General features: G+C 34.5%; 27 protein-coding genes. 11 read left to right on the plus strand and 16 right to left on the minus strand.

From position 1 onward, the window contains the following. Nucleotides 1-55 precede the first annotated feature (55 nt). The 3 genes from ACP5SL_RS02255 (at nucleotide 56) to ACP5SL_RS02265 (ending at nucleotide 2,467) form a co-directional block, all read left to right on the plus strand. On the plus strand, nucleotides 56-322 hold the full coding sequence (locus ACP5SL_RS02255) for an H/ACA ribonucleoprotein complex subunit GAR1 (RefSeq protein WP_158308328.1): 267 nt from the start codon (nucleotides 56-58) through the stop codon (nucleotides 320-322). A 12-nt stretch (nucleotides 323-334) separates the two neighbouring features. Beyond that, on the plus strand, nucleotides 335-1,234 hold the full coding sequence (locus tag ACP5SL_RS02260) for a transcription initiation factor IIB (RefSeq protein WP_014558367.1): 900 nt from the start codon (nucleotides 335-337) through the stop codon (nucleotides 1,232-1,234). Nucleotides 1,235-1,486: 252 nt separating this feature from the next. Beyond that, nucleotides 1,487-2,467 carry an AbrB/MazE/SpoVT family DNA-binding domain-containing protein gene (locus ACP5SL_RS02265; RefSeq protein WP_428228118.1) on the plus strand — a complete coding sequence of 327 codons (981 nt, stop codon included), beginning with the start codon at nucleotides 1,487-1,489 and terminating at the stop codon, nucleotides 2,465-2,467. Nucleotides 2,468-2,469: 2 nt separating this feature from the next. On the opposite strand, the gene glnA is transcribed toward ACP5SL_RS02265, so the two are convergent. Next, entirely contained in the window at nucleotides 2,470-3,867 is a 1,398-nt protein-coding gene (gene glnA, locus ACP5SL_RS02270; protein ID WP_428228119.1) for a type I glutamate--ammonia ligase, read from the minus strand. A gap of 172 nt (nucleotides 3,868-4,039) precedes the next feature. Between glnA and ACP5SL_RS02275 the strand changes: the two genes are divergently transcribed. Then, nucleotides 4,040-4,855 (plus strand): hypothetical protein, encoded by an 816-nt coding sequence (locus ACP5SL_RS02275; RefSeq protein WP_428228120.1) that lies wholly within the window; start codon nucleotides 4,040-4,042, stop codon nucleotides 4,853-4,855. A gap of 7 nt (nucleotides 4,856-4,862) precedes the next feature. On the opposite strand, the gene ACP5SL_RS02280 is transcribed toward ACP5SL_RS02275, so the two are convergent. Then, nucleotides 4,863-5,171 (minus strand): signal recognition particle subunit SRP19/SEC65 family protein, encoded by a 309-nt coding sequence (locus tag ACP5SL_RS02280; protein WP_014558363.1) that lies wholly within the window; start codon nucleotides 5,169-5,171, stop codon nucleotides 4,863-4,865. An 18-nt stretch (nucleotides 5,172-5,189) separates the two neighbouring features. Continuing rightward, complete coding sequence (locus ACP5SL_RS02285) at nucleotides 5,190-5,579, minus strand: 30S ribosomal protein S8e (RefSeq protein ID WP_193803259.1); 390 nt, start codon at nucleotides 5,577-5,579, stop codon at nucleotides 5,190-5,192. Between the two features lie 261 nt (nucleotides 5,580-5,840). Here ACP5SL_RS02285 and uppS point away from each other — a divergent pair, with 261 nt between their 5' ends. After that, nucleotides 5,841-6,644, plus strand: coding sequence for a polyprenyl diphosphate synthase (uppS, locus tag ACP5SL_RS02290; protein WP_014558361.1), 804 nt, complete (start codon nucleotides 5,841-5,843; stop codon nucleotides 6,642-6,644). A 280-nt stretch (nucleotides 6,645-6,924) separates the two neighbouring features. Next, nucleotides 6,925-7,329: a hypothetical protein gene (locus ACP5SL_RS02295; RefSeq protein WP_148683749.1), complete on the plus strand. Its 405-nt coding sequence runs from the start codon at nucleotides 6,925-6,927 to the stop codon at nucleotides 7,327-7,329. On the opposite strand, the gene ACP5SL_RS02300 is transcribed toward ACP5SL_RS02295, so the two are convergent. From ACP5SL_RS02300 to ACP5SL_RS02345, 10 genes are all read right to left on the minus strand, one after another. After that, on the minus strand, nucleotides 7,321-8,478 hold the full coding sequence (locus ACP5SL_RS02300) for a hypothetical protein (protein WP_148683748.1): 1,158 nt from the start codon (nucleotides 8,476-8,478) through the stop codon (nucleotides 7,321-7,323). The genes ACP5SL_RS02295 and ACP5SL_RS02300 overlap by 9 nt on opposite strands. 14 nt (nucleotides 8,479-8,492) lie before the next feature. Continuing rightward, nucleotides 8,493-9,059, minus strand: coding sequence for a nucleoside-triphosphatase (locus ACP5SL_RS02305; RefSeq protein WP_014558358.1), 567 nt, complete (start codon nucleotides 9,057-9,059; stop codon nucleotides 8,493-8,495). After that, entirely contained in the window at nucleotides 9,046-10,035 is a 990-nt protein-coding gene (locus ACP5SL_RS02310) for a helix-turn-helix domain-containing protein (RefSeq protein ID WP_014558357.1), read from the minus strand. The genes ACP5SL_RS02305 and ACP5SL_RS02310 overlap by 14 nt, the downstream gene beginning before the upstream one ends. Nucleotides 10,036-10,037: 2 nt before the next feature. Continuing rightward, a complete protein-coding gene (locus ACP5SL_RS02315; RefSeq protein ID WP_014558356.1) occupies nucleotides 10,038-10,463 on the minus strand; it encodes a DUF61 family protein in 426 nt (141 codons plus the stop codon). After that, nucleotides 10,447-11,154, minus strand: coding sequence for a fibrillarin-like rRNA/tRNA 2'-O-methyltransferase (locus ACP5SL_RS02320; protein WP_014558355.1), 708 nt, complete (start codon nucleotides 11,152-11,154; stop codon nucleotides 10,447-10,449). Before ACP5SL_RS02320 ends, ACP5SL_RS02315 begins: the two co-directional genes overlap by 17 nt. Then, nucleotides 11,151-12,425: a C/D box methylation guide ribonucleoprotein complex aNOP56 subunit gene (locus ACP5SL_RS02325; RefSeq protein WP_428228121.1), complete on the minus strand. Its 1,275-nt coding sequence runs from the start codon at nucleotides 12,423-12,425 to the stop codon at nucleotides 11,151-11,153. The genes ACP5SL_RS02320 and ACP5SL_RS02325 overlap by 4 nt, the downstream gene beginning before the upstream one ends. 151 nt (nucleotides 12,426-12,576) lie before the next feature. Then, entirely contained in the window at nucleotides 12,577-14,508 is a 1,932-nt protein-coding gene (gatE, locus tag ACP5SL_RS02330; protein WP_428228122.1) for a Glu-tRNA(Gln) amidotransferase subunit GatE, read from the minus strand. Next, nucleotides 14,495-15,826 (minus strand): Glu-tRNA(Gln) amidotransferase subunit GatD, encoded by a 1,332-nt coding sequence (gatD, locus tag ACP5SL_RS02335; RefSeq protein ID WP_014558352.1) that lies wholly within the window; start codon nucleotides 15,824-15,826, stop codon nucleotides 14,495-14,497. Before gatD ends, gatE begins: the two co-directional genes overlap by 14 nt. Before the next feature lie 72 nt (nucleotides 15,827-15,898). Further along, the gene (locus tag ACP5SL_RS02340) at nucleotides 15,899-16,783 is read right to left on the minus strand and encodes a coiled-coil protein (RefSeq protein ID WP_193803255.1); all 885 of its coding nucleotides are present in this window, start codon (nucleotides 16,781-16,783) and stop codon (nucleotides 15,899-15,901) included. Between the two features lie 31 nt (nucleotides 16,784-16,814). After that, nucleotides 16,815-17,513, minus strand: coding sequence for an acetate--CoA ligase family protein (locus tag ACP5SL_RS02345; RefSeq protein ID WP_428228123.1), 699 nt, complete (start codon nucleotides 17,511-17,513; stop codon nucleotides 16,815-16,817). A 246-nt stretch (nucleotides 17,514-17,759) separates the two neighbouring features. Between ACP5SL_RS02345 and ACP5SL_RS02350 the strand changes: the two genes are divergently transcribed. Next, the gene (locus ACP5SL_RS02350; RefSeq protein ID WP_193803254.1) at nucleotides 17,760-18,023 is read left to right on the plus strand and encodes a hypothetical protein; all 264 of its coding nucleotides are present in this window, start codon (nucleotides 17,760-17,762) and stop codon (nucleotides 18,021-18,023) included. Here ACP5SL_RS02350 and ACP5SL_RS02355 read toward each other — a convergent pair. Both ACP5SL_RS02355 and ACP5SL_RS02360 read right to left on the minus strand, forming a co-directional pair. After that, nucleotides 18,020-19,036 carry a winged helix-turn-helix transcriptional regulator gene (locus ACP5SL_RS02355; protein ID WP_428228124.1) on the minus strand — a complete coding sequence of 339 codons (1,017 nt, stop codon included), beginning with the start codon at nucleotides 19,034-19,036 and terminating at the stop codon, nucleotides 18,020-18,022. The genes ACP5SL_RS02350 and ACP5SL_RS02355 overlap by 4 nt on opposite strands. 208 nt (nucleotides 19,037-19,244) lie before the next feature. Beyond that, nucleotides 19,245-19,382 (minus strand): hypothetical protein, encoded by a 138-nt coding sequence (locus tag ACP5SL_RS02360; RefSeq protein WP_428228125.1) that lies wholly within the window; start codon nucleotides 19,380-19,382, stop codon nucleotides 19,245-19,247. A gap of 125 nt (nucleotides 19,383-19,507) precedes the next feature. On the opposite strand from ACP5SL_RS02360, the gene ACP5SL_RS02365 reads away from it, so the two are divergent. Further along, nucleotides 19,508-20,320, plus strand: a complete 813-nt coding sequence (locus ACP5SL_RS02365; RefSeq protein WP_428228126.1) for a GTPase — start codon at nucleotides 19,508-19,510, stop codon at nucleotides 20,318-20,320. 8 nt (nucleotides 20,321-20,328) lie between these two features. Here the strand turns inward: ACP5SL_RS02365 and ACP5SL_RS02370 are convergent, their stop codons facing one another. Continuing rightward, nucleotides 20,329-21,465 (minus strand): zinc metalloprotease HtpX, encoded by a 1,137-nt coding sequence (locus tag ACP5SL_RS02370; RefSeq protein WP_014558345.1) that lies wholly within the window; start codon nucleotides 21,463-21,465, stop codon nucleotides 20,329-20,331. Nucleotides 21,466-21,712: 247 nt separating this feature from the next. Here ACP5SL_RS02370 and ACP5SL_RS02375 point away from each other — a divergent pair, with 247 nt between their 5' ends. Genes ACP5SL_RS02375 through ACP5SL_RS02385 form a run of 3 tightly spaced genes read left to right on the plus strand, consistent with a single transcriptional unit; the run spans nucleotide 21,713 to nucleotide 23,904 of the window. Next, nucleotides 21,713-22,330: a 2-oxoacid:acceptor oxidoreductase family protein gene (locus tag ACP5SL_RS02375; RefSeq protein ID WP_428228127.1), complete on the plus strand. Its 618-nt coding sequence runs from the start codon at nucleotides 21,713-21,715 to the stop codon at nucleotides 22,328-22,330. A 27-nt stretch (nucleotides 22,331-22,357) separates the two neighbouring features. Further along, nucleotides 22,358-22,681, plus strand: coding sequence for a 4Fe-4S binding protein (locus ACP5SL_RS02380; RefSeq protein WP_014558343.1), 324 nt, complete (start codon nucleotides 22,358-22,360; stop codon nucleotides 22,679-22,681). Beyond that, nucleotides 22,678-23,904 carry a ferredoxin oxidoreductase gene (locus ACP5SL_RS02385; RefSeq protein WP_193803251.1) on the plus strand — a complete coding sequence of 409 codons (1,227 nt, stop codon included), beginning with the start codon at nucleotides 22,678-22,680 and terminating at the stop codon, nucleotides 23,902-23,904. The genes ACP5SL_RS02380 and ACP5SL_RS02385 overlap by 4 nt, the downstream gene beginning before the upstream one ends. Nucleotides 23,905-24,021 lie beyond the last annotated feature (117 nt).

A 24,021-nucleotide genomic window follows, 5' to 3' on the forward strand; every position in this document is an offset into this window, starting at 1 on the left:
TGCCATTTAAATAAGAATTTCTGTTTAAAAATATATTACAATGGTGAAGGTTCTATTGAAAAAACTTGGAGTTATTGAAAAAGTTGCTACTAATAATTTATTACTAGTAAAAATCACAGATAGCAAAAATATTCCTAATATAGGAAATAGAGTCCTTTTACCGGACTTTAGAGGATTTGGAAAAGTTATGGATGTTATAGGAAATGTAAATAATCCATATGCTGTTATAAAACCTTTCAAAAAAGAGGAAGATCTTTCCAAATACATAGGACAAGTTCTTCTAGTAGATGAACGGACCTTCACTTCTAGAAAGAAAAAATAGGGAGTAAGAAAGATGTCAGACGAAAGTAGCGAGAATAAAATAAACTGTCAACATACAATAGCTGATATGGAAAGAGGAGAATTAATTTGTCTTGATACAGGTGAAGTGATAAGTACTATAATTGATTCTGGACCAGAATGGAGGGATTTCAGCTCTCAAGCAGAAAGATCTAGGTCAAGAGCAGGCACACCATTAACATTTAGGATGCACGATCACGGACTAACTACTTACACTAGCGAAAGTGACATAAAAAAGCTACCATTCAGAAAAAGAAGGAAATTTATTGAGTTGAAAAGGAAAAATACAGCGATAAGGATGAGTAAAAATAAACGAATGGTAAAGGCGCTTCAAATTTTGAATGATGAAGCTAGAAAGTTGGGGCTTCCTCAAAAAGTAACAGAAACTGCAGCCTATTACATAAAAAAAGTTGTGGAAAAGGGTCTTGGAAGAGGAGAGATGATAAGAGCATATGTTGCAGCTTCGTTGTTTATGGCATGTAGACTTATGAAGGTACCGAGAACGTTTTATTCTGTAATTATCAGCGTAGGGGCTGATGAAGAAAAAGTAAGGTACGCACAGAGAAAAATAGTTGAAATACAGGGAGGAAAAATTAATGCAAAAGTCACTAAGCCAAAAGATTATATTCCAATGATAACTTCCAAGTTAGGACTATCAATGCAGTCTGAAAACCTAATGTACAGACTCGCGAATGCTATAGAAAAGCTTAACATGGATCACGGGAAGTCCCCAATAGCCCTTGCAGCTGCTACAGCATATATCGCTTCATCTATCTTTGGCGAAAAAAAGAACCAAAAAGATATTGCATCAGCTTTAGGTAATTTTACTGATGTTGCGATCAGAAACAGATATAGAGAAATTATTGACAAATTATATATAGAAGTTAATTTATGATTTGAAATCTCTTGATAATGATTTCACTCCTTAGACTGACCTCCTTCTCGTCCTAAAGGATGGGAGCTCAAGTGTTATTAAATGAAACTCTAAAAATATGTTTGAACCTTTATTCCAACAATAAATAAAAAACTTTTAGTACATCAAACTAATACTAAAAAAGAAAATTGATATAGGAATTGAAAACTGATAAATAGATCAATTTGAAAATTAATATTCATATTTTAACAAATAAAAATTTGGTGCGAAAATTTGGAAGTCAGAAAAGTTCAGAGGCTTGGTAGCTCCTCCCTCATTATTACTCTTCCGAAATCATGGGTCAATAAGGTTGGAATAAAAGCCGGCGACTCTGTTTATATAATTGAAAGAGAGAAGGAACTTAGAATAATTGCTTTTGAAAATGAAGAAGTCTATGCAGTTGTAGAATTTGAGAAAAATCAGCCAATAGAAGAAATAAAAAATAAAGCAAAATGTTTAATGTACGCTGGGATCCCTTATTTTATATTAAAGAGCAACGAGCTTATAACTGATGATATAGCAAGAGAAGTCATGTCAGTAAAAGATGAAAATAAGGATTACGAAATAAAAAAGGTCGATTCTTTTAGTATTTCATTCAAATTAGTTAGCAAAATGACCGATGAAGATATTGATGCAATTCTAAGAGAGAGTTTAATATCGTTTGAAGGCGCTATTAATAAATTGCTAGAATCTTTGACATCGTTTAATGAAAAGAGTTTCGATGAATTGAAAAAAGTTAAAGAAGCTTTTGAATTACGAGCTTCAAATATAAAGCATTTTTTTAATATAGGTGACCTTAGTGCTGAAGATCCGATCTTAGAGAAAAAGGCTAAACTGAAAATGACTATTTACTACTCAATTTACAATATATTAAGAAACCTATTGGATACGTTATTAGTGCTAATAGAAATAGGAGAGGAAGATATAAGCAAAAATGAAGTTGAATATTTTAAAAATATCTTCGGTTTATACCTATCTCTAATTTGGGAAGTTGCTGGAGCTATTACCAACGAAAGTCTCAAAAGAATAGAGTATGCAAATAAGCTTTTTACTAACATTAGCAACAATATATCGGAATTCCTTGCAAATGGATCTTTAAGCTCTCTCTCTCTAAAAATGGCATCAGCTATTGTTTATTCTTTGTCATATGTAAAAACTATAATAAACGATAGTACCTGCTATATACATTTAAAAGATGCACATATAAATATTTGATTTTAGATATTTGCATAATAATAAAATTCAGCCGGAGATATTGTCCTATTTATTTTTTCTATTTCTTTTCTTTTCAACTCAATATAAAGTTCGATTAATGATTGAGAAAAAGCTGGTCTTAGAAATTCATTATCATTTAACAGCTCATCTAGAGCTTTGTCTAGTGAACTTGGAAGCCTTTCTATTTTTAACTCCCTCAATTTACTTTCTGCCATTTTATATATATTCTCGTCAATAGGATCGCCTGGGTCTATCTTTTTAACTATACCATCAATTCCAGCTAAAATTATAGCCGATATTGCCAAATAGGGATTGCATGAAGGATCTGGTGGTCTATACTCAACCCTTTTCCTTCTTTCATAGTTCTTATGGTATGAAGGTATCCTAACCGCTGCGCTTCTATTACCTTTACTCCAAGTAAGAAAGATTGGAGCTTCATAATGTGGTAAAAGCCTCTTATAACTATTTACTGTTGGAGAAACTATGGCTGAAAGAGCCTTTCCATGTGAAAGAAGCCCCCCGATAAAATATCTTGCTTCTTGACTTATCCCAGCATAATCATCATTTATATCGTAAAAGGCGTTCTTACCATTATTCCATAAACTTACATGCACGTGCATTCCATTACCTGCATCATCACTTATAGGTTTAGGCATAAAAGTAATGATTTTTCCATATTTATGAGCAACAAATCTTGAGACGTATTTTATCCTTTGAATATTGTCAGACGTAGAAACAGGGTCAAGAGCTTGCATATTAATTTCTCCTTGACCTGCACCCCCCACTTCATGATGATGAGATTCTATGGTTATCTTGTAAAAATCTTGTAGCAAGTCACTTATTTCGCTTCTAATTTTTATTGATTCATCGAACGGAGGAGGAACATAATACCCGCCTTTTACTGTTAGAGAATGATTTGTTTTTTCATCATATCCTGCTGAACTTGACTTTATCTCGAAACCTGAAAAGAGGGGTCGCAACCAAGACCTTATTTCATCAAAAATGTAAAATTCAAGTTCAGCAGCTGTAAGTGAATTATAGCCAAAGCTTGAAGTATAGGCGATTGTTTTTTGTGCTACATATCTAGGATCGGTTTCCAACCTTTTCGTTCCAAATGTATCAAAAACTTCTGTAATGATATCAGCGGTATTGATTTCAAAGGGATTTGTCCTCAAAGTATCTAAAACTGGTCTAAGTGTTAAATCGCTTTCATATATTTCCTTAAAACCATAGACGCTACTTCCATCCAACTTGCCTATCCCTAAATTAATAGCATCTTCATCAAACATTTTGCTCGAAATTACCACTTGCCTGAAAATTCCGAGGAGATCGGTTAGTTGTAAGTTTATCCATTTCAACTTATTATCTTCAATAATATTTTTCAACTCTTCAATCTTCATTGTTATCACTTTAAAAAAATTTTAATGAAGAAATAATTATAATAAAAAACATATAAATTTTTCTCAAAATTTTGTAAATTTTTTATATAAAGAATGGAAAAAAGATAAAATCTTGTCCAAAAAATGCTATGAATTTATAACGACAATAAGAATATTTTTTAATTGAGAAAAAATGAGTGAAGAACTTAAGCAAAAGTTGGCAGAGTTAGTAAAGAAAAAGATAGGACAAAATTCATATGAAAGGTTTTCTGACATTATATCTGAAGAAATCAATAAAGCTCTTTTAAATAAAAAAATTGCGGAATCGCTTGAAAGAAAAGGGAAGCTTGATGATGCTTCAGAAGTTAAAAAATTGATTAAAAAAATCAAAAAGAGGATTTACTACTCCTCAAGAGTTTTTTATAGTGCTGAAGGTGAACATGTTAGTATATTAGAAAGAGGAAAAAACCTCACTGCTATTTTAGAGTTTCTGAAAAAGCTAATGATAGAAAAAAATATAAATACAATTGTTGACATAGGTTCAGGAACGTTTCCTATTTATTTTGACGCCTTTTTGAGTGAGGCGTCTCCCAAGCTCAGATATTATGCTATAGAAAAAAACAAAAAAATATACGAATCGCTCTTGATATATAGCAAAAAGAGTAAAATGCTTTTGACTCCAATATTAGCAGATGCTGACACTGATTCTCTCGAAGAGATTTATAAGAATATAAATAATTACGATAAATCATTGACACTACTATTGAGAATTCTCCATACGTTATATAGAACTAAGAGATTGAACCTAGTGGAGTTTGTTGAAAAAATAGGTTCAAAATATTTACTAATATCTGAACCAAAATTCAGCCTTGTAAAAAAGAACGATATTTCTAAAAAAGAAAAAGCTTTCCTTTTAAGGCTTTCAAATAAATTAAAGGCAAATGGTACAATATCTGACTTTGAAATTTTAGATACTGAGGAGGAAATTTTTGTTCTTATGACGAAGTAAATTTTTCTTATTCTTTTTTCCCTTTCTTTCTCATATCATTTATTGCAATGCAAATTCTCTTTAAAGTCTCAATTTTTCCCCATCTTTTATCAACAATTACTCTCTGTTTTATTTCCCACCATTTTTTAGGAAATTTCTTGTCCTCCAAAATTGGATTCAAACTTAACCCTTTTGCAACTTCTAAAATTTCACTAATACTGGGCTTCTGGACGCATAAGGATTTTGGGATCTTTCTTCCATGTGTTCTAGAAGAAGTACAATCGAGATAAGAAGGATAAATTACTATTTTTTTACCCTTAAATCCTCTCGAGCTCAACTCTATATACCAGCAATTTTATTTCTCAATTAAAACTGCGTTTATAACTCCATCCTGCCCAGGTCTAGATACTACTAGAGCCTTTCCTGACTCAACTTCTATTATGCTTCCTTTTGTAATTATGCCTCTTCGTGCAAATTCTTTATTGCTAGGCGTTTCCACTACTCTTGATATTTTTTCCACTTTAACAGTTTTTCCGTCTTTACTCATAATAACTGCTTTGCTTGCCTTTTTCAGCTTAATTTTTATGTTACCTCCTCTAACTTTGATTATTTCCTTCTCATCTTCTGAATGAACTTTTGTTTCAGTGAAGTATCCTCCAAAGAGAGCTTTTCTTTTTACCTTATACGGTCTTGTTTTCTTTCCACCGCTTGGCTTTTTTAAGTCATTTTCTTGGTATATCCCCAAACTTTATCACCTTTAGTATTGCATAAAATTTCTTTACTAAAAGGGTGTTATTAATTGTCATTCTTTATTCTTGTTATTATCATCAGTGTTTATATGTTTTATTATTCCCAAAGAAAGAATTAATTTCCCAAAAATATGTTGTTTCATAAATTGACTGCTTTATTAAAAATTTTTATATTTTGAAGATTTTTATTTAAATTGATTCTAAATAAACAACAACATATTTTAAACCATAGGCTTATAGCTTATACTATAAGGAGGATGCAATTTTTGACAAAAGTATTTGAAAGATTCGAAGAAGAAATACTGAAGCCAGTATATAAGCTATATGAGCATTATTTATGGAATCAGATAAAAGATAATCAGATGCCACAACATATAGGAATAATTCCAGACGGAAATAGAAGATGGGCGAAAAGACATGGGTATGAATATACCTTTGGACATAAAATGGGATATGAAAAAGTCAGCCAAGTTTTGGATTGGATTTGGAATTTAAATGTTAAAGCTGTAACTCTTTATGTACTTTCAACCGAGAATTGTCTAAAGAGGAGTGAGGAGGAAAAGCAAAACATATTTCAACTTCTTTATATGGGACTGGAACAGCTAGAAAATGATAGAAGAATATATGATTCAAAGGTAAAAGTAAAAATTATTGGCAATTTTGAGCTCATTCCTGACTGGATAATCAAAAAAGCTAAAGAAGTAGAAGAAAAAACCGAAAAGAATGAGTTGAGAATTCTAAATATAGCTGTATGTTACGGAGGCAGACATGAAATAATTGAAGCGATAAAAAAGATAGCATCTGACTATAAAAAGGGCGTAATATCTTTAAACGAAATAGACGAAAATAAAGTGAGCAGTTATTTGTTTACCTCGGACTCTCCAGATCCGGACCTTATAATAAGGACTAGTGGAGAAGAAAGGATAAGCAATTTTCTTTTATGGCAGAGTGCTTATTCAGAACTCTTCTTCACTGATGTATATTGGCCTGAATTTAGAAAAATCGATCTCTGGAGAGCTATTAGGTCATTTCAAAAAAGAAGAAGAAATTTTGGAAAGTGAGTAAACTACCCTGTCCGTAAGGGCAGACTTCTGCTTTCAGGGAACATTCCTCAAGTTTTTATTCTTTCTCTGTTATTTATACATAAGTCCTCGTCCTAACGGACGAGGTCTCAAGTATTATTAGTTGAAAAATAAATTTTCACTTTTTGTTAAATTTTTATTGGAAAGATAGCTTTGTAGAGAGCTCTCTGTTAAATTTAATATCCTAGTAAAACAAATAAATTATTAGAAGGTTTTTGATATCCCTCACGGATACTTGCAATAATTGCTGGTGAATTTATTGAAGTCTAAGAATACAACTCTACCAAAAGATATTGAAAACACTATAATAAAAATTTTAGAATCTTCAGGAAATAGTGGCATGAATTTAAGCGAATTGCAAAAGATATTGAAGATAAAGGAAGATAAACTAAAATTAGTAGTTGCTAGACTAAGCAGAAAGGGAATAGTTAAAAAAGAAAAGATCAAAAAAGAAGATGGAAAAATAGATTATAAAATACAGCTATCTACTATAAAGCCAGTAGAATTAAAAATAGAGCTTTCGACCGTTATAAAAATCCCTTGCTTTACATGCAAATATATTAAAGAGTGCGGCATAGGAAGGGAATGGTCTCCGGCTAATTGCGAAATTCTTAAAAATTGGCTAGAAAGTGAAACTAATAAGATTGAACAGGCTTCAAAGTGATTTTATTACATTGAATACTATATCATAAGGAGCATTTGTTTTTATTCCTTTAGCATCAAAGTGAGTTCTAGACGAGGCATAACCTAGTTTTTTTAATTCTTCCTCAATTTTTTCAAACTTTGGCACATTCTTTTTTAACTTGCTCGCTATCTTATCTATATGGTAGTAAAAGGGATTTTCTATTTCTGACTCTGCAAGCATAGTATTAATATCTTTCTCAAGCTTAATGCTATAATTTTCTTTTCCTTTTCTATAGAAATCTTCAACCTTTAGAAGAAAATCTCTATTCCAAAGCTCGCCAAGCCATATAGGGCCGATATAGTTGCTACATTCACTTTTAAAGCCATCTTTACCTAGAATTACTTTGTCAAAAGGATAACCGCTATTTGAATCAATGCATAAAAAACCTATTTTGTTCGCTTGTTTCTCTTTTTTTATTAAAAATCCTGTTTTTAAGAAATGTTCATGATAATAGGTGAATAGAGGATAAGCGTTCTTCTCATTCGATGAAAAAGCTCTTATGACAGAGTATATTAATACTCTAGCTGCGATCTCCCTACCGTAATCTGTTTTATATACATGTGAGCCGTATCTCCTCAAAGAAGTATCCTTGTACTTTCCCATAAGAGTTCCTATATCCGTAGCCGTAACAAATAATAAACCATTATTTGAAATCGCTTTGGATGCGGAATCAAGAAAATTTATCGGACTCCCATAAGGATCAATATCCACAGCATCCTGTTTTATGCCTTTTTTTAGTAGAAAATGCAGAAAGAAGTTAGCCTCTTCATTCATTACCTTTATTTTTTCCTCTAACCCATTTAAAGAAATGTTTTTTACGCAATATTCAACGGCATCTTTGCTTATATCATTAGCGTATCCGTTTATTTCAATATCGTCATTTTCCAAGACGACTCTAATTGTGCGTACGCAACTTCCCGCCAAAGGTTCTATAAAATTTTCAATTTTTCTAAACAAAGAAGAAAAGGCTTTAATCCCTAAAACAGTTAAATCTCTATTAATTGATGAATAAGGATTGTAAAAGATAGGTAGCCATGCAGGCTCTAGCTTTCCATCAGACCTAAAAAATTCATTAGACATTGGCAAGAAAAATTTTGCCCTGCCTTCTTTTAGCTCAATATTTTCCAATACGCTATCCACCTTCAGATTATTTTCCTTCTTATCTTGTTAATGATATCATTTAATATCTGATTTCTATTCTCAGTGCTTAAAACGTACACATCTCCTTTTGAAATCAAATCGTAAATTTCTGGGTCTTTTTGTTTCAGGTTGATGTGGAAGGACATTAGCATGCTTTTTTCTTCCGCTTTGAGCAACTTCAAAATTCCTTCACGTATACCAGGTATCATCAACTCCATAGGTCCTACTTCATCGCCAATAAAAAATTTGAAGGAATCATCATTGAGATATTCATTTATAATTTTTAAGATAATAGCTCCCATGTTCTCATTAACATAATAGCTTCCAAGCTTCATTTTGTATCCTTTTTCTATGCTTTTTGATGCAAGCTCATGGACCTCATTAGAAGGAAAAATAATTAATTCAAACCCCTCTCTCCCGCTTTTTCCTCTTTTCTCAGGAGTTGCAAATCCGGCAAACTTTACCTTTTCTAAAGTAAGAATACTTGCTAGTTTTAATACTAGAGTTGTTTTCCCTATGCCAGGATGACCAGTAAGGAAAATCCTAACAGATTCCCTATTTTCTTTCATCTAAAATCCTGCTTATGGTGTTTATCTTGTCATCGGGAATTATTCTTATCTCATCGCTATATTCCTTTTTTAATTCTTTGGCCTTCTCCTTTTTGGCGACTATCATTTTCTCAACATCTTTAAGCTTCTTGATTTTTGAAAGCTGTTCTGCTTTTTCTTCCAAAGTAAGTGGCATATGCTCATGATCTATAGCAATAAAAAATATTTCTTCTCCTTTTTTTGCAATTATATCTACAAATGTCTTCCTAGCATGATAGAAGAACATATTCTTCTCATTTAAAATATTGAAGATTTTTTCCTCGAATAGGTTGTCAGGGATTTCTTCTTTTTTCATCTTAACCATTTCAACTACTTCGTCCGAAAATATATTATATGGAGAGACTATTTCTTCTCCCAAAGTGTCAAAAAGCTTATCAGCATAATCTATTCTTACGTCAAAAGTATTCTTTTCATATTCATATATGGATTTCCTTGTCACGCCAAGTCTGTTTGCTAGCTCTCCAAGGCTTAATCCCAGCTTTTCCCTCCTTTCTCTCATTTTCTCTCCTGAAATTCTAACAACAAATTCTCCCTTTTTTAGAAAGATGTATAAATCTTTAGAGCATGAAAGAAGCTTAGGTAGTGTAGTAACATTTACTGTAGGGACATTTTCCTTTAGATAAATTACCTCATCCTGAATATCTATTTTTTTATCGTATTCGCTTACTATTATTGGTCTGGACGATGCGCTTTTTGTAATACCTATAAGATCCCTTATTTCTTCTTTGCTCAAAAAGCTTGTATCTAGAGTGATTTTCAGATGTATCTTCTTTTTCTTTTCATCTTTTGACCATGCTAATATATCAATGCTTCTTTCGTTAAAATTATCTGGCCTATCTATTTTTACAAACTCAAATCCGCTTTTTATGATGTTTTTTACTGTGGACTCTAAAAGCTCTTGTAGGTAATCATTTACCCAAGAGCTCTCGTTCTTCATACTTACCACTCTACTTTAATTTTTAGTTTAAATACACTAGGCATCAGCGAAATCAGCGTATTTAATTCATCATTGGTTATATACTTTTTAGGCTCATACTCAAGCTTTTTATTGAGTATATATCTAACAGCCCTTCTCTGCCATAAATCTTCATTCAGCATATAAATTTTATTGTTTGGCGTTACTAAGATATTTATCTCTATTGGAAGAGCGAGCATTTCATGAAAGTAACTCGGAAGATTTTCTTTCAACTTTGCGATGTCATCTTTTTTTAAAATAAAAAAGCTCTTACTTTTTGTTTTTAAAAGCACGTCTTCGTTTCCAACTTCGTTCAGTCTAACATATTCCTCTACAGGGTCATTTATAGCCGACAAGTCAAGGATGACTTTTTTTCTTAGAGTCTCTGCAATATTATTTTCCTGGCTCATAGCTCGCTAAGACCATCGCATGATCTTTATCATATGGGTCTAGATGAACCACATCTATTATTTCAAATCTATTCTCCTGAAGTATCGATATTTCCTTTTTATATACCTCTGTCGGCTCTTTTGTCACATCTATGCTCCTAGCTTTTATAGCAAGGAATATCTTACCTCTTGACTTTAAGAACCACTTAGCATTTTCAACAACAATTGATGCTTGTTCTGGTTGAGCAACATCAGCATAGATAATGTCTACGAGCTCTACAATATGAGAGTATAGCTGAGGCTTTCTAGCATCAGACATTATCGGTATGAGGTTCTTCCTATCTGAGGCGACTAGCAAAAATTCTCTCATTACTCTTGGCGCAAATTCTACAGAATAAATAATCCCTTTTTCTCCTACAATATCACTTATATGGCTCGGAGTAGTTCCTGATGCAGCTCCTAAATATAGGACCTTTTCTCCCTCTTTAATAGGAACAGCTTTTATTCCTTTCATAATTGCTCCTGCCAATTTGCTTCTATATGGGATCCACTCTCTATATTCCGTACCTGCTATCCTGTAAAGCCTTTCTCCATAGACTTTTTTGCCTGGGACTAAATTTATAGTTGCAAGCTTTTTTGAACCGTCATCAAATTCTATTTCAAATATCCTTTCATTCAACTCTAGTGGTTTTACTTTAATAGGTTCACTCATTCTCTCTTACCTCCAAATCCTCTTTTCTTTCCTTTCATCTTTTTTTGCTTTGGAAATTCCCTCCTCTTCGCTTCAGGTCTTGTCTGCTGTTGAACGGCTTCAGTAGGCTTTTTTGCAGGGGGCTTCGCATATATCTTTTTAATTTCTTCTAACCTCTTCTGCAAGTCTTCTACCAACTTATCGCCAATCCATCTTCCAGTAAATGCATCTACTTTTGCTGCAATTGCCAATTTTGCAGCGAGAGTTCTTGCCATTTTGCCTCTTTGCCATCTTGGAGCCTTATGAATTTCGGGGTACTGAAAGATTATACCATGCTTTGGAGGTCTGCTTCCTGTTTTCAATGCCCTAAATAAGGCTTTTTCTGCACCTAAAACTTGTATAGTGCTTGCCGGCAACTTTGCAAGATTTTCTAAGCTTCCTGCAAGGCTAATAAGCCTCGCACCAAGTAGGCTTCCAACAAGTGCGGTTATATTAGGCGCCACCTCTTTCATGACGCTCTCGATATATCCTGCCAAGTCTTCCCTCAAAACATAAGTATCCCAAGCCATTCTAGCTAGCGTTTGAATTGGCTTAATGTCAAAATCGCTTAGATCTGCCCCTATGCTTTTCTTTGCAGCATCAGTCAGCTTTTCAGCTTTATCCTGAGAAAATCCTAAATTCACAATAGATGAAACTTCAAAATTGTCTCTGTGTCCAAGCTCTGCTACTAATCTTACATACTGCTCATGATTAGGAACCAAATTGTCCAATTCTGGAAAATGAACACTGTACCACTCTCTCAATCTAATCACAAATAGGTTATAAGTCTTATCAAGGTCGTCGATAGCTCTTATAGCCTGGGCAGCTAACTGATCCCTCTTTTGAGCAGCCTTTCTTAGTTTTCTCCTAGTATACTCCATATTGAACTGATGAATATACATTTGAAATTCGTCTTCTCCTTTAAAGAATCCTCCGCTTATTGCTATTTCTCTTATTTTTCCTCTAAATGTCCTGAAAACTTCGGCATTTTTCTCAACTACCACATTGAGAGAGGGCTTCTGCTTGAGAAGGGCTCTAGACAGAGCATCTGTTTCTACAACTACGGTATCTCCGCTGGAAATGTCTTCTATCAAGCCTATGATTTGCTTTGTAAGATTGCCACTTTCAAATTGGAGCATTTCCTCTACGTTTTCATCAATATCCTTATTTGAAAAGCTTTTCTTTATGACCTCTCCTTTCTCATCAATCAGAAAGGCACCTACTATATGCTGTGTTAAATATTTCTTCATCATATATCAGCCTTCAATACTTTTCCGTAAACTAATTGATATTTTTAAAAAGTGAGTATATTAACTTATATTTATCTTTCTGACAAAATTATATATGGATGATGACGATCCGTATACGGAACTAAAAATGAAGAAAAGGCATTTATCTGACACTCTAGCTTTTCGAAAGAATCTCGCTGAGCTTTTCTCTTATTAATTTTGATACTAAGCTACCAGGAGCTTTTCCCCTAAGTATTTGCATTGCCTTACCCATTAAAATTCCTTCAGCCTTTTCTCCTTTTTCTCTTATCACATTCATGTTTTCTTCAACGACTTTTTCTATTATTTTTCTTACCTCTTCCTCTCCTAGCGAAAGAAGACCAAGCTCTTTTGCGATTTTTTCCGGCTTTTCCTCAGGTTTTTTGCTCAGTTGCTTCAAAAGCTCCTCAATCCCTTCTCTAGTAATCATCCTTCTTGCAAATAACAAGAATATCTCTCTGATGCTTCGTTCAGGTATTAATTCTACATTTAATCCTTCTCTTTTTAATGCCGGCATTGTTACTAGCATAATCGAGGCTATTGTAGTTGGCTCAATTGATCCTTTGAACTCTTCGACAAGCTCATCGAAAAAGTCGAAGGATTCGTTCATTACCATTTGTTCTGCTAGAGCTTTGCTTAATCCCAACTCCTTTATGTAGTATTCCTTTTTCTTTTCAGGAGTCTGGGGTGTGTACTTTTCAGAGCTTTTCATAATTTCCTCTGTAATTATTATCGGCGGTATATCAGTCTCTGGGTACATCCTTGCCGCCCCTGGCTGGGGCCTCAAAAACTTTGTAGTTCCATCAGGCATGGCAACTCTCGTTTCTTTTGGAATACCCTTAAAGGCATATTTCACTCTATTAATAACCGCTTCCATAGATTTCAGCGCCTTGCTCTCCTCGTCTACTATTAACACAAATGCATCTTTTTCCCTATCTGCCCCTAGCGCATTGTAAATCATTTCAACTTCTTCTTTTGATATTCCGTAATTAGGCAACTCATCGCTGTGAAATAGTCCCCTTACATCACCATAAAACCTTGCATAATCAGCCAGTTCTGTACCGAATCTTCTGTTCGGTTGAACCTCGGTACCTAAGATCCCTTTAAACCTGTGCAATATCTGAGCTAATGCCTTTCCTTTTGGCTTTGATAGATTTGCCCTCACAATTTTGCTCTGACTCCTTTTCAGTATATCAGTGACATCAATAGGAGATAACTTAACATCTTGTTCTGAAAGCCCTCTTTTCTTGAGCTCCTCCCTAATTTCAAGAAGTCTTAACTGCCTCATAGCTTCGAGCTCAACTGTCTTTGCGAGTATTTTCAGCTCCTGAACCCCTTTTATCTCTACCTTTTCTCCTCCCTCTATTGAAATATTCAGATCCTGTCTTATTGTACCTATGCCTCTTTTCACTTTTCCGCTGAGTCTGAGTAGCTGCCCAATATATAAAGCGACCTTCTGGGCTTCCTCAGGAGTTTCGATGTCAGGTGCTGTAGCTATCTCTATAAGCGGTATTCCAAGTCTATCTATAATATAATGAGATATGTTTCCTTCATCTTCTCCTTTCCTTGCCGCATCTTCCTCTAGGCAAATGGTTTGTATCCTATAGCTTTTTCCCTCAACTTCAATCCTTCCTCCAATGGATACAAGCATTGTCCTCTGAAAGCCTGATGTGTTTGAACCATCTATAACAATCTTCCTCATCACATGAACTTCGTCAACTGGAATAGATCCTAAAGCTTTTGAGATACCTATGACTACTTCCAGCGCTTCTCTATTTATTTCATGTGGAGGTTCCTCATCAGCCTCAACTAGACAGCTTGAAGGATGAGGAGCATGATATCTATACCTTCTTCCCTTTTTCCATTCAAAATAGGCCGCTATGTCGACTTCTCCAAATTCGCTGGTTGTTGGACGAAGAGATCTTTCAAACAGTTCTTCTCTTCCTTCTTCTGAACTTATTGGACAGTTACAGAAAAGCTTCCTCTCTGTTTTTAACTGCTGGTGAATTTCGAGGCCGACTTTCAATCCTATTTTCCTAAAGTCTATTTCATTATTACTGCTCTCCATGATTCCACCTCGGATAGTAGTTTAATAGTTCTCTTCCTTCATATTCTCCCGCAATATTTGTAGCAAAGAGCCTTGTAATCTCCTCTTCATCTTTAAAATTGCCTAAAAGCCAAGAAAGCTTAACAAACGCTGTTTCAGAAAGCATATTTTCTCCACTTATGATGCCGATCTTCTTTAAAAGCCTGCCTGTGCTGTAAACATTCATGTTGACCCTCCCAAAGATGCACTGCGATGTCATGACAACTATCGTACCTCGATCTATCACATTTTTTATGCTGTCTATAATTTCAGTAGATACGTGTCCTAACCCACTTCCTTCTATAACGATTCCTTTAATTCCTTTTTCTGCAAGAATTTCAAAAATCCATCCAGGCATGCCAGGGTAGTATTTAAGCAAAGATACATTTTCAGAAAACTTCGTATATGCTTCCAGATTTCCGCTTTTACTGCATATTTTTGCATCTTTTCTTATCACTTCGATCTTTTTCTCAGCTGGAAATATCTTCGCCAATGGTAGAGATGAGATACTTTGAAAGGCGTCTCTCCTGCTTGTGTGCATTTTTCTTACCCTTGTCCCTCTGTGAGCTAAAGCATAGCTGTCGCTAGTTTCTCCGTGCATAACTACTGCAGGTTCGCATATATCGCTTGTCGCATAGATTGATGCCGCAATCAGGTTGAATGGAGAATCGCTGCTCGGTCTATCGCTGCTTCTTTGAGACCCGACAAGAGCTATAGGTGATCCGATATTTCTTAAAGCGAAACTGAGGGCAGAAGACGTATATGCCAAAGTGTCTGTTCCATGAGTTATAATGACTCCTGTATCCGGTTCTTTCACTAGAACTTCTGCAACTCTTTCTGCTATTTTTTCCCAATATTTAGGATTCATGTTCTCGCTGAAAATGCTCATAAGTATTTCGCTTTTGAACTTCGCTATGCTGTTGAGCTCCGGTATCATTTCAATTAGTTCATCGGCAGTTAAAACCGGTTTCACTCCACCTGTCTGGTAATCGATTTTGCTTGCAATAGTTCCACCTGTAGATATGATGTGAATTTCTTTTCCTTTCGATTCTGTTTTTTCAAATATTGGTACTATTTCGCCTTCTCCTCTCCTCATCTCTATCTCTTTGTTTAAAAGTTCAACCGACTCAATTTTTTTAATGGAAATACCAATATTGTATCCATTTTTCAGCTTTAAAGTTATAAATCCTGGATCGAAAATCTCGTATCTCTGTACTATTAAGCCTTCTATTATTGCACCATCTTTTGTTTTTATCCTTACATAGATTCCTGGAGAAAGTAGTTTATTTTCTTCACTCAAACCTTGACCCCTCAGATAATAATAAGCAAGTATATGTTAAAAATAGTAGTTTAAAAAGAAAATCAAAAACTTTTATCCTTCAGAATCTTTCTCTTCGCCATATAATGCTAGAAGATCCTCAAAAGTTAGCCTTTCCTTTTTCTTAAGCTTTTCTTCGGCAATTTTCTTCTTCTTTTCGAGTATTTCACTCTCTTTTTTCTTGCTTTCTTCTTCTTTTATCTTCGCAGATTCCTCTTGAAGCTTTTTAAGATGCTCGTATTTTTCATCGATAGACGCCTTCAGCTGGTTCAGTCTATTGCTGATTTCAGTAATTTCCTTGTTTGCTTGATCGATTTTTTGCGATATTCCGTTTATCTTCTCCCTTAGAGAGCTTATTTCTTTTTTAATAGATTCAAACTTTTTGATCTTTTCTTGCATACTATTTTTTATATCCTTAAACTTTATCTTAAGACTTGTATACTCTGCTTTGGCCTCCATTAATTTGCTCTCTGCATCCCTCGCGTCCTTCAATCTATTGTAGAGTTGCGTCAATCTATCTATTTCCTGCATCAGTTTCTTTTCTTCATCTATGCTCATAGGTGTAGTCTGTTGCTTCCAAGTCAGCTGCTCGATCCTTTTTTTCAAAGAGGAAAGCGACTGACCATTTGGAGTTTTATTGATCAGTTCCTCATATCTCTTTATGACTAGTTTTAACTCTTCAATTTTCTTTGCAATTTCATCCTTTTCGCTCTTGAGCTTTTTTATCTCCTCAAGTATTGCATTCTTTTCATCTTTCTTCTTATTTATCTCCTCAAATACAGATTTGCTACTCTCTATCAGATTTCTTTTTTCTTCTTTAATTTTTTTGAGATCCTCTATCAGTCCTATCCTTTCTTCTTTTAGCGTTGCTATTTCCTGCTTAAGATTATATATATCCTCGCTAATCTTTTCGAGAGTCTCCCCTACACTATCTCCCATCTAATTTATGCACCTTCAGTTTCTGAATCGGCTAGAGGATAAATCTTGCATCAACGGCATATGCTCCCTTTTCATAAACGATAACTGGGTTTACGTCCATTTCTTTAAGCTCTTGATTTTCATACAGTAGTTTTGACACCTTAACTATTATATCAGCTATTGCTTCTTTATCTCTTGGAGCCTCTCCTCTATATCCTTCTAAAATCTTCCTTGCCTTTATCTCATTTATCATTTCTAAGGCTTCTTCTTTAGTAATTGGAGCAATTCTGAATGAGACGTCTTTTAATACTTCTACAAATATACCGCCAAGACCGAACATGACGGTTGCATCAAATACAGGATCCCTTATACCTCCAACTATGACCTCAAGTCCTCCCTTTGGCATCATCTTTTGTACAAGAAAGCCTGTAACTTCAGCACTTGGTGCATTTTTTTGAACGTTTGATCTTATACTTTTTATGGCATTTACCAGCTCGTCCTTTGAATTTACGTTAACTATTACTCCTCCAACATCTGATTTGTGAACTATATCTGGCGACACTATTTTAACAACCACAGGAAATCCAATTTTATCGATGTTCCTTTGAGCTTCATTTTCATCTTTTGCAAAAAAGTATGGCGCGACTGGTATATTATAGGCCTCAAGAACTGCAAGAGATTCGTGCTCTAAAAGCTTCTTTCTCCCGCTGCTTTTGGCATTTTTTACTATTTTTTTAATCTGTTCAGACATCTTTAACCCTCCATTCATTATTAGTTAACTTTTTCTTATTTGATTTTGATATTTCTGTTTTATATAAACTTATATTGAATATTTAAAAATTAAATTAATTTTTACTTTAACGTATGATTAGATCCTAACAAATTAAATATTTTTCCCTTAAATTTTCTATCTAAAAGTGCTTTTTTAAATATGACTTACCCGTGCTCTTCTTTTTAAAAAGGTAATTTTCCATTAAAGAAATAATCAGGTGAAAAAATGAGCGAAGATATAGCTGATGGAACGATAAAAAAGCTGTTAAAAACACTTGATGAGAAGGGAACCGCTAACCCTGGCGAGATAGCTTCAATAACTGGACTGCCGAGATATTATGTATTAGCAGCATTTCAGATATTAAAGGAGCTTGGATACGTTGAGCTTATATATAGCAAGGGATCACACAAAGTTTATAAATTGAGCGAAAAAGGAAGCTCTATTCTAGAAGACAACATCGTAACAAAAAAGGAGACCGCAGAAACTTAGGCTTTTAGCAAGGCTTCAAGTTTTTCTTTCATTATATCGATTACAGAGATTTTAAAGTCCCAATTTTTAATTTCTCTATTGTATGCTAAAAACGGAATAGTATAGGATTTTATAGTAGAAGGATTTAAAATAAATATGTTATATTCGCCTAAATATTCTTTCACATTTTTGATGAATTTTGAAAATAGGTCTATTTCGGAAAACATTATGCTAAATAACATCATATACATATTGTTGTTGCTGTCAACCAGTGCCGAATAAAATTCAGGCGAATTTTTCACAATAGATATAAATTCGAGCAGAGTGCTTAAATCTTCATTTTTTCCAATAAGCAACATCATAATTCTATTTTGAATATCTAATTTTGAAATCAGTTGTTTAATTGAGCAACCATTAAATATTTTTCTTTTTTCTATATGTGTTTTAAGGTGTCTATTTATTTTTGATATAGAGAGTTTTAGATGTGATGCGATCTTGCTAACTGGCGTAAAAGCATCTTTTTGGTAAGATGCTAAAATCAGAACATCTATAAGGTCAAGATTTATAGGATCTATTTTTAAAATTTCTTTAATATTCTCTTCGTCTTCTTCTTTTTTGAGGTCATTATAAAGAAGTTCCCAATTTGTTAAATAGTCAGGTAAACCAAAATACTTTGTTCTTGGTTTGCCTATAATAGAAATGTCAGCTATAAATGGTTTAATTTCTAAAGATATATTTGCTTTTTCCAAAATTCCATAAGCATTAGCTAAAACATCGTAATTATATGGAATATACATTAAAGCAATACTAAGATGCTTAGGAGAAAAAGTTTCTCCCTGCCATCTTCTAAGAAAAGGTAGATATTGTGAAAGATTTCTCGGTAATTTTTTAATAACATCATCAATTGGTTCATTAAAACCCAATACAAGCGTGGAAAGCCCTATTCTTCTTAAATCAAAATCACCTTTAAATCCATATCCTAAATTGTATAACTTTGAAATTTTTCTTCGAATTCGAGAAATTGGTTCATTCAAATCCTCAGCTATCTTTGAAATCCTTATAGGAGGATCTGTCCTCATTATCTGCTCAATTAACAAATTAACGTCATAACGTTTTAAGAAAAAAGCCTCATCTATTACTCGCATATTTTATCTACTCAATTTAAAAATATAATAATTACATATATAAAAATTATTTGGCTTTGTTCAATTAAAAGAAAAAGAAAAATTTATATCTTTAAATTCAGAAAGTATAATCATCTCTTTCCCAATTGAGCATCTCTTTTTCCCCCTCCAATTTATGGACCAACCTTTTATCCTTGAGCCTGTCCCTTCCACCACCAAGAGAGGTGAAAGGTATAGTCGAATAAGGACCTTTCAAATTTATTCACTAAATAATATATACAAGAAAATTATAAAGAAGGATTTTTCTATCATGATTTTTTTATTTGATGATAAAAATTTTTCATAAAAAGAAAAAATAATACATAATAGTTTGTGGTAAATATGAAAGATTCAATGAAGTTCCTAAGAAAGGAGAAAATGCTCGAAATGATCAGAGAAAGCGACTTTGTTTTAGAGACTGTAGATGCTAGAAACTCTCTAGGGACAAGGTCGATTAAGTTAGAAAAGCTTGCATTTCAATTGAATAAGCAGTTTGCCATCTTACTCAATAAAATAGACATAGTTCCAGCGGAAGTTGTCGCCGAATGCATTAAGTACTTTAAAGACAAAGGTATTATTGTGATACCAATTTCCGCAGAAAAGAACATAGGAAGGGGAGAAGTAGTCAATTTTCTTTTAGAAATTAAAGAAAAACTTGGAAAGGAAAAAATTGTTGGAATGATAGCAGGGGTACCTAAAACTGGAAAGTCTAGCGTTATCAATATGCTGAAAAAGAAGGACTCCGCCAATATAAGCCCATTGCCGGGAAAGCCCGGCTATACAAAATCCACTTCTATATATAAGATATCTTCAGGGATTTACATATATGACACGCCAGGTGTCTTTCCTGATGCGAGAGATTATATAGAAAAAACAATACGATCAAGCCCACCTGAGAAGTTAAAAGATCCTGTATCTATAGCTATTGAGTTAATACAAAAAGCCAGTAATATCTCTAAGAATGCACTATCAAAAATTTATAAGATCGAATGGAGCGGAGATCCCTATTCCTTCTTAGAAGCCCTTGCTAAAAAGAGGGGATGGATAGAGAGAAAAAGTAAAGAACCGATAATTGATGAAGCTGCCAGAACTATTATTATTGATTATTTAAAGGGAAAGCTGAAAATATACAAAAAATGCATGCAGAACTCTTGAACCTTAACTCAATAGGGGACTTTATTTCTCAAATTTTCAAGGAACCTAAGCCTTTTTGGAGTTGATGGATGAGTGCTGAAAAGCTCGAGAAACGCGCTTTCTTTTCTGTTCATAATTTTTTCAACTGCCTCATCTATATTAATGTCCTTCGGAATGTATGGCTTCTTTGAGTAAGGGAACCAGTAGTCTATATTTTCATAGGCCATCCCTCCAGACATGCTGACAAAGTAATTGACAATGAAGAGCATAGCAGCTGATTTGTTAATTTGGTTTGACACATTTGGATTAGACTCGTAGATCAAAGTCAACCTCGCCAAAGCTCTCTGCAACATTCTTGGATTTCCTGTAAGTTTTGCGCTGTGATAGTCTGCAAAGTACTCCCTTAGTCTGCTGAAGTGTGTCACTAAGAACTGGAAAAGGAAGCCAGCTACGAAAAGTATTGCTCCGATCAACACGTAAAACATTGCTCCTCCTCCCCTCTCCCTACTATCCCCTGCAAGCCAGCCCCAAGCCAACAACATTCTTCCTATAAAGTAAATTGCTGATGGCAGTAAACTTATTGCGAGAAGAGTAGCGACATCTCTATGTTTAAGATGTCCTAGTTCATGTCCGACAACTGCCTCGATTTCTTCTTTTGGAAATAGCTGGAGAAGACCTCTGGTTATGGCTACATAATTACCAGCAATTGGACTTCCAAACGCAAATGCATTCGGTGCAGGGACTTCGGCTATAACAGCCTTTGGAATGCTTTTTAAACCTGCATCTTTTGCCATCTTAGTAACCATTTCTGATACCCATGATTCTTCTGGCTTCGGCTCAGATGCTCTATATACAGCTTTAATCATGTATGGAGAAAGCAGCCACTGTAAAATCATAAAAATTGCTACCAGTCCTACAGTGAAGTACAGCCAGGAAAAGCCATATCCCAAAAAGTACACTCCTACCAAATAAATTAGAGATATACTTCCTAAAAATGTCACTATTGCTGTAACTGCCATGGATGTCTTCAGTCCTGTTAACGACTTCGGAGGACCTCTCACTATTTTATCTGCTGATACGGCAAGAATCCCTATAATTCCAGCAGTAAGTAGTGATGCAATCAACATTCCAAAGAAGAAATACGGAGAAATTAAGAATAGCAACATTTGCTATTTCACCTCTTCTTCTATTAATATTTAAAGAATTAGGGCATTTTATAGTTTTAACTTTTAAGATTTCTGAAAACTCAAAAAAATAGGCTATTAAGTAATAAGTAATTAAGAGAAAACATAATGGATGCAAGTATATACAAACAGTTATAATCTCAATTTATTTTTAGTAATTATTAAACATTTATAATGAAATTAGCAATAAATTTTAAATGTTTGAGAGTGTTAATCTGGTGAAAAAACATTGAGTAAAAACGAACTAATAATGTATCCTTTTCAAGAGGAGCTTCTAAATAAAGATATAATTGAGGTGACATGGCTAGGAAGGGGAGGACAAGGAGCAGTCACAGCATCTGAGCTAGTCGCTATGTCTGCAATAAAGGAGGGGAAAAATGCGATAGCGATTCCAGAATTCGGCGCTGAAAGGAGAGGAGTTCCAGTTAGAGCTTATACGAGAGTTTCTAAAGAGCTGAAAGAAATACATAAGACTCCAATTGTTAATCCAGACATATTCGTCCTTCTGGATCCCAGCTTGTTATCGAAAGCTAAAAACTATATTGATCTCAAAGATGATGGAGTTGTGATTGCAAACACCCAACTATCGAAAGATGAGGCCATAAAAGTAATGGGAATAAAAGTTAAGGAAGAGAACTTTTTTATCATTGATGCAAAAAGCATAGTAATGAGGATACTAGGAAGGCCTATATATAACACGGTAATGGTCGGGGCATTTATAGCAATAGTTCCGATTGTAAAGCTGGAAACAGTGCTGGAGTCTGTAAGAGAGACTTTTAAGGGAAAGCTAGGAGATCTGAATGCGCAAGTTATTGAAGAAGGTTATAAGCATTTTTTTAAAAAATAAATTGGAGGTAAAAGTATTATGCCTAATATGAAATTGGAAAAATGGAGCGATTTTCCGCTTGGAGGGAATATTAAAGACCCTGGTAATTCTATAGAAAATGACATGAGCGGTTGGAGGAGCGAAAGACCAATAATAGACTTAGAAAAGTGTGTCAGGTGTAGGATCTGCTGGACATATTGCCCTGAAGGAGCAATACTTGAGCTTGATAAAGAGTACAAAACTTCTTCTGGGAGAGTATACAAGGTGACATATGCTGTAGATTACCAGCACTGCAAGGGATGCGGAATCTGCGCAAATGAATGTCCGGTAAAAGCTATACAAATGGTCCCTGAGGAGGTGTCTATTAAATGATTTCCGAGAAAAAGTTAAATAGCAAACAAAGAAAAGGAGAAGTCAAACCGTTAAATTCAAACGAAGCTGTTGCAGAAGCTGTGAAGGATGCTGATGTAGACGTTGTAGCGGCATACCCAATAACCCCACAGACTATAGTTGTGGAGACTCTGGCCGAGCTGATAGGAAATGGAGAACTCAATGCTGAAATGATACATGTTGAAAGTGAACATAGCGCATTAAGCGCAGTTATAGGCGCATCAGCAGTAGGAGCGAGAGTTTTCACTGCAACTGCTAGCCAAGGTTTAGCGCTAATGCATGAAGTTCTTCATATAACAAGCGGGTTGAGATTGCCCGTTGTAATGAGCGTTGCCATGAGAGCTTTATCAGCGCCAATTAGCATATTCAATGACCAAAGTGATATAATGAATCAAAGGAATACTGGATGGATAACAATAATAGCTTCAAGCGCACAAGAAGCATATGATTCTATTTTACAGGCGTACAAAATTGCGGAAAATCCGAAGGTCTTACTGCCCGTTATGGTCTCTTACGATGGATATGTTCTCAGCCACACTATTGAAAGGGTTGAAACTGTAGGCAAATCAGTAGTCGAAGAATATATACCTAAAAAAGTGACATGGAATACGCTTAATGTAAAAGACCCTATAACTATGGGGACAATAACGTCTCCGGAATACTACTACGAATTTAAATATGCTCAAGAAAGGGCGCTTGAAGAATCATTAAGTGTTATAAAAAATGCAGATGAAGAATTTGAAAGATTATATGGAAGAAGCTATGGCATAATAGAAGGTTACAAAATAGAAGATGCTGAAGTAGCCCTTCTTGCTACAAGCTCATATTATACAAATCTGAAAGTTGCAACAGATCTTGCAAGGAAAGAGGGTCTAAAGGTGGGTACTATAAAGCTAAGAGTCTTCAGACCTTTCCCAAGGGAAGAGCTCTATTCAATGATAAAGGATTTGCAGGTATTGGGCGTAATTGACAGAGCAATAGCTTTTGGACAAAAGCCAAGCGGTCCAATTGCAAATGATATCGCTTCAGCTCTGCAATATAAGAAAGACAAGCCTATTATCCAGAGCATAATTGCAGGTATTGGACAAAGAAGGATGCTTATCGAGGATTTCGTCAAGCTATATAGAATGCTCGTAAAGAATATGAATGAGAAAAAATTCTACGAAGAATCAATCTTCTACGGGGTGAAAGGAATTGAGTTCTGAAAGTAAACAGCTGAAAAATATATTTGATATACCAAGGGAAGAGCTCTTTGTCGGCGGGCATTCGATGTGCGCTGGATGCACAGCGCCAATCATAATTAGACATTTGTTAAAAGTTGC

Source organism: Fervidicoccus sp., assembly GCF_049967375.1.
GTDB classification, from domain to species: domain Archaea; phylum Thermoproteota; class Thermoprotei_A; order Sulfolobales; family Fervidicoccaceae; genus Fervidicoccus; species Fervidicoccus fontis.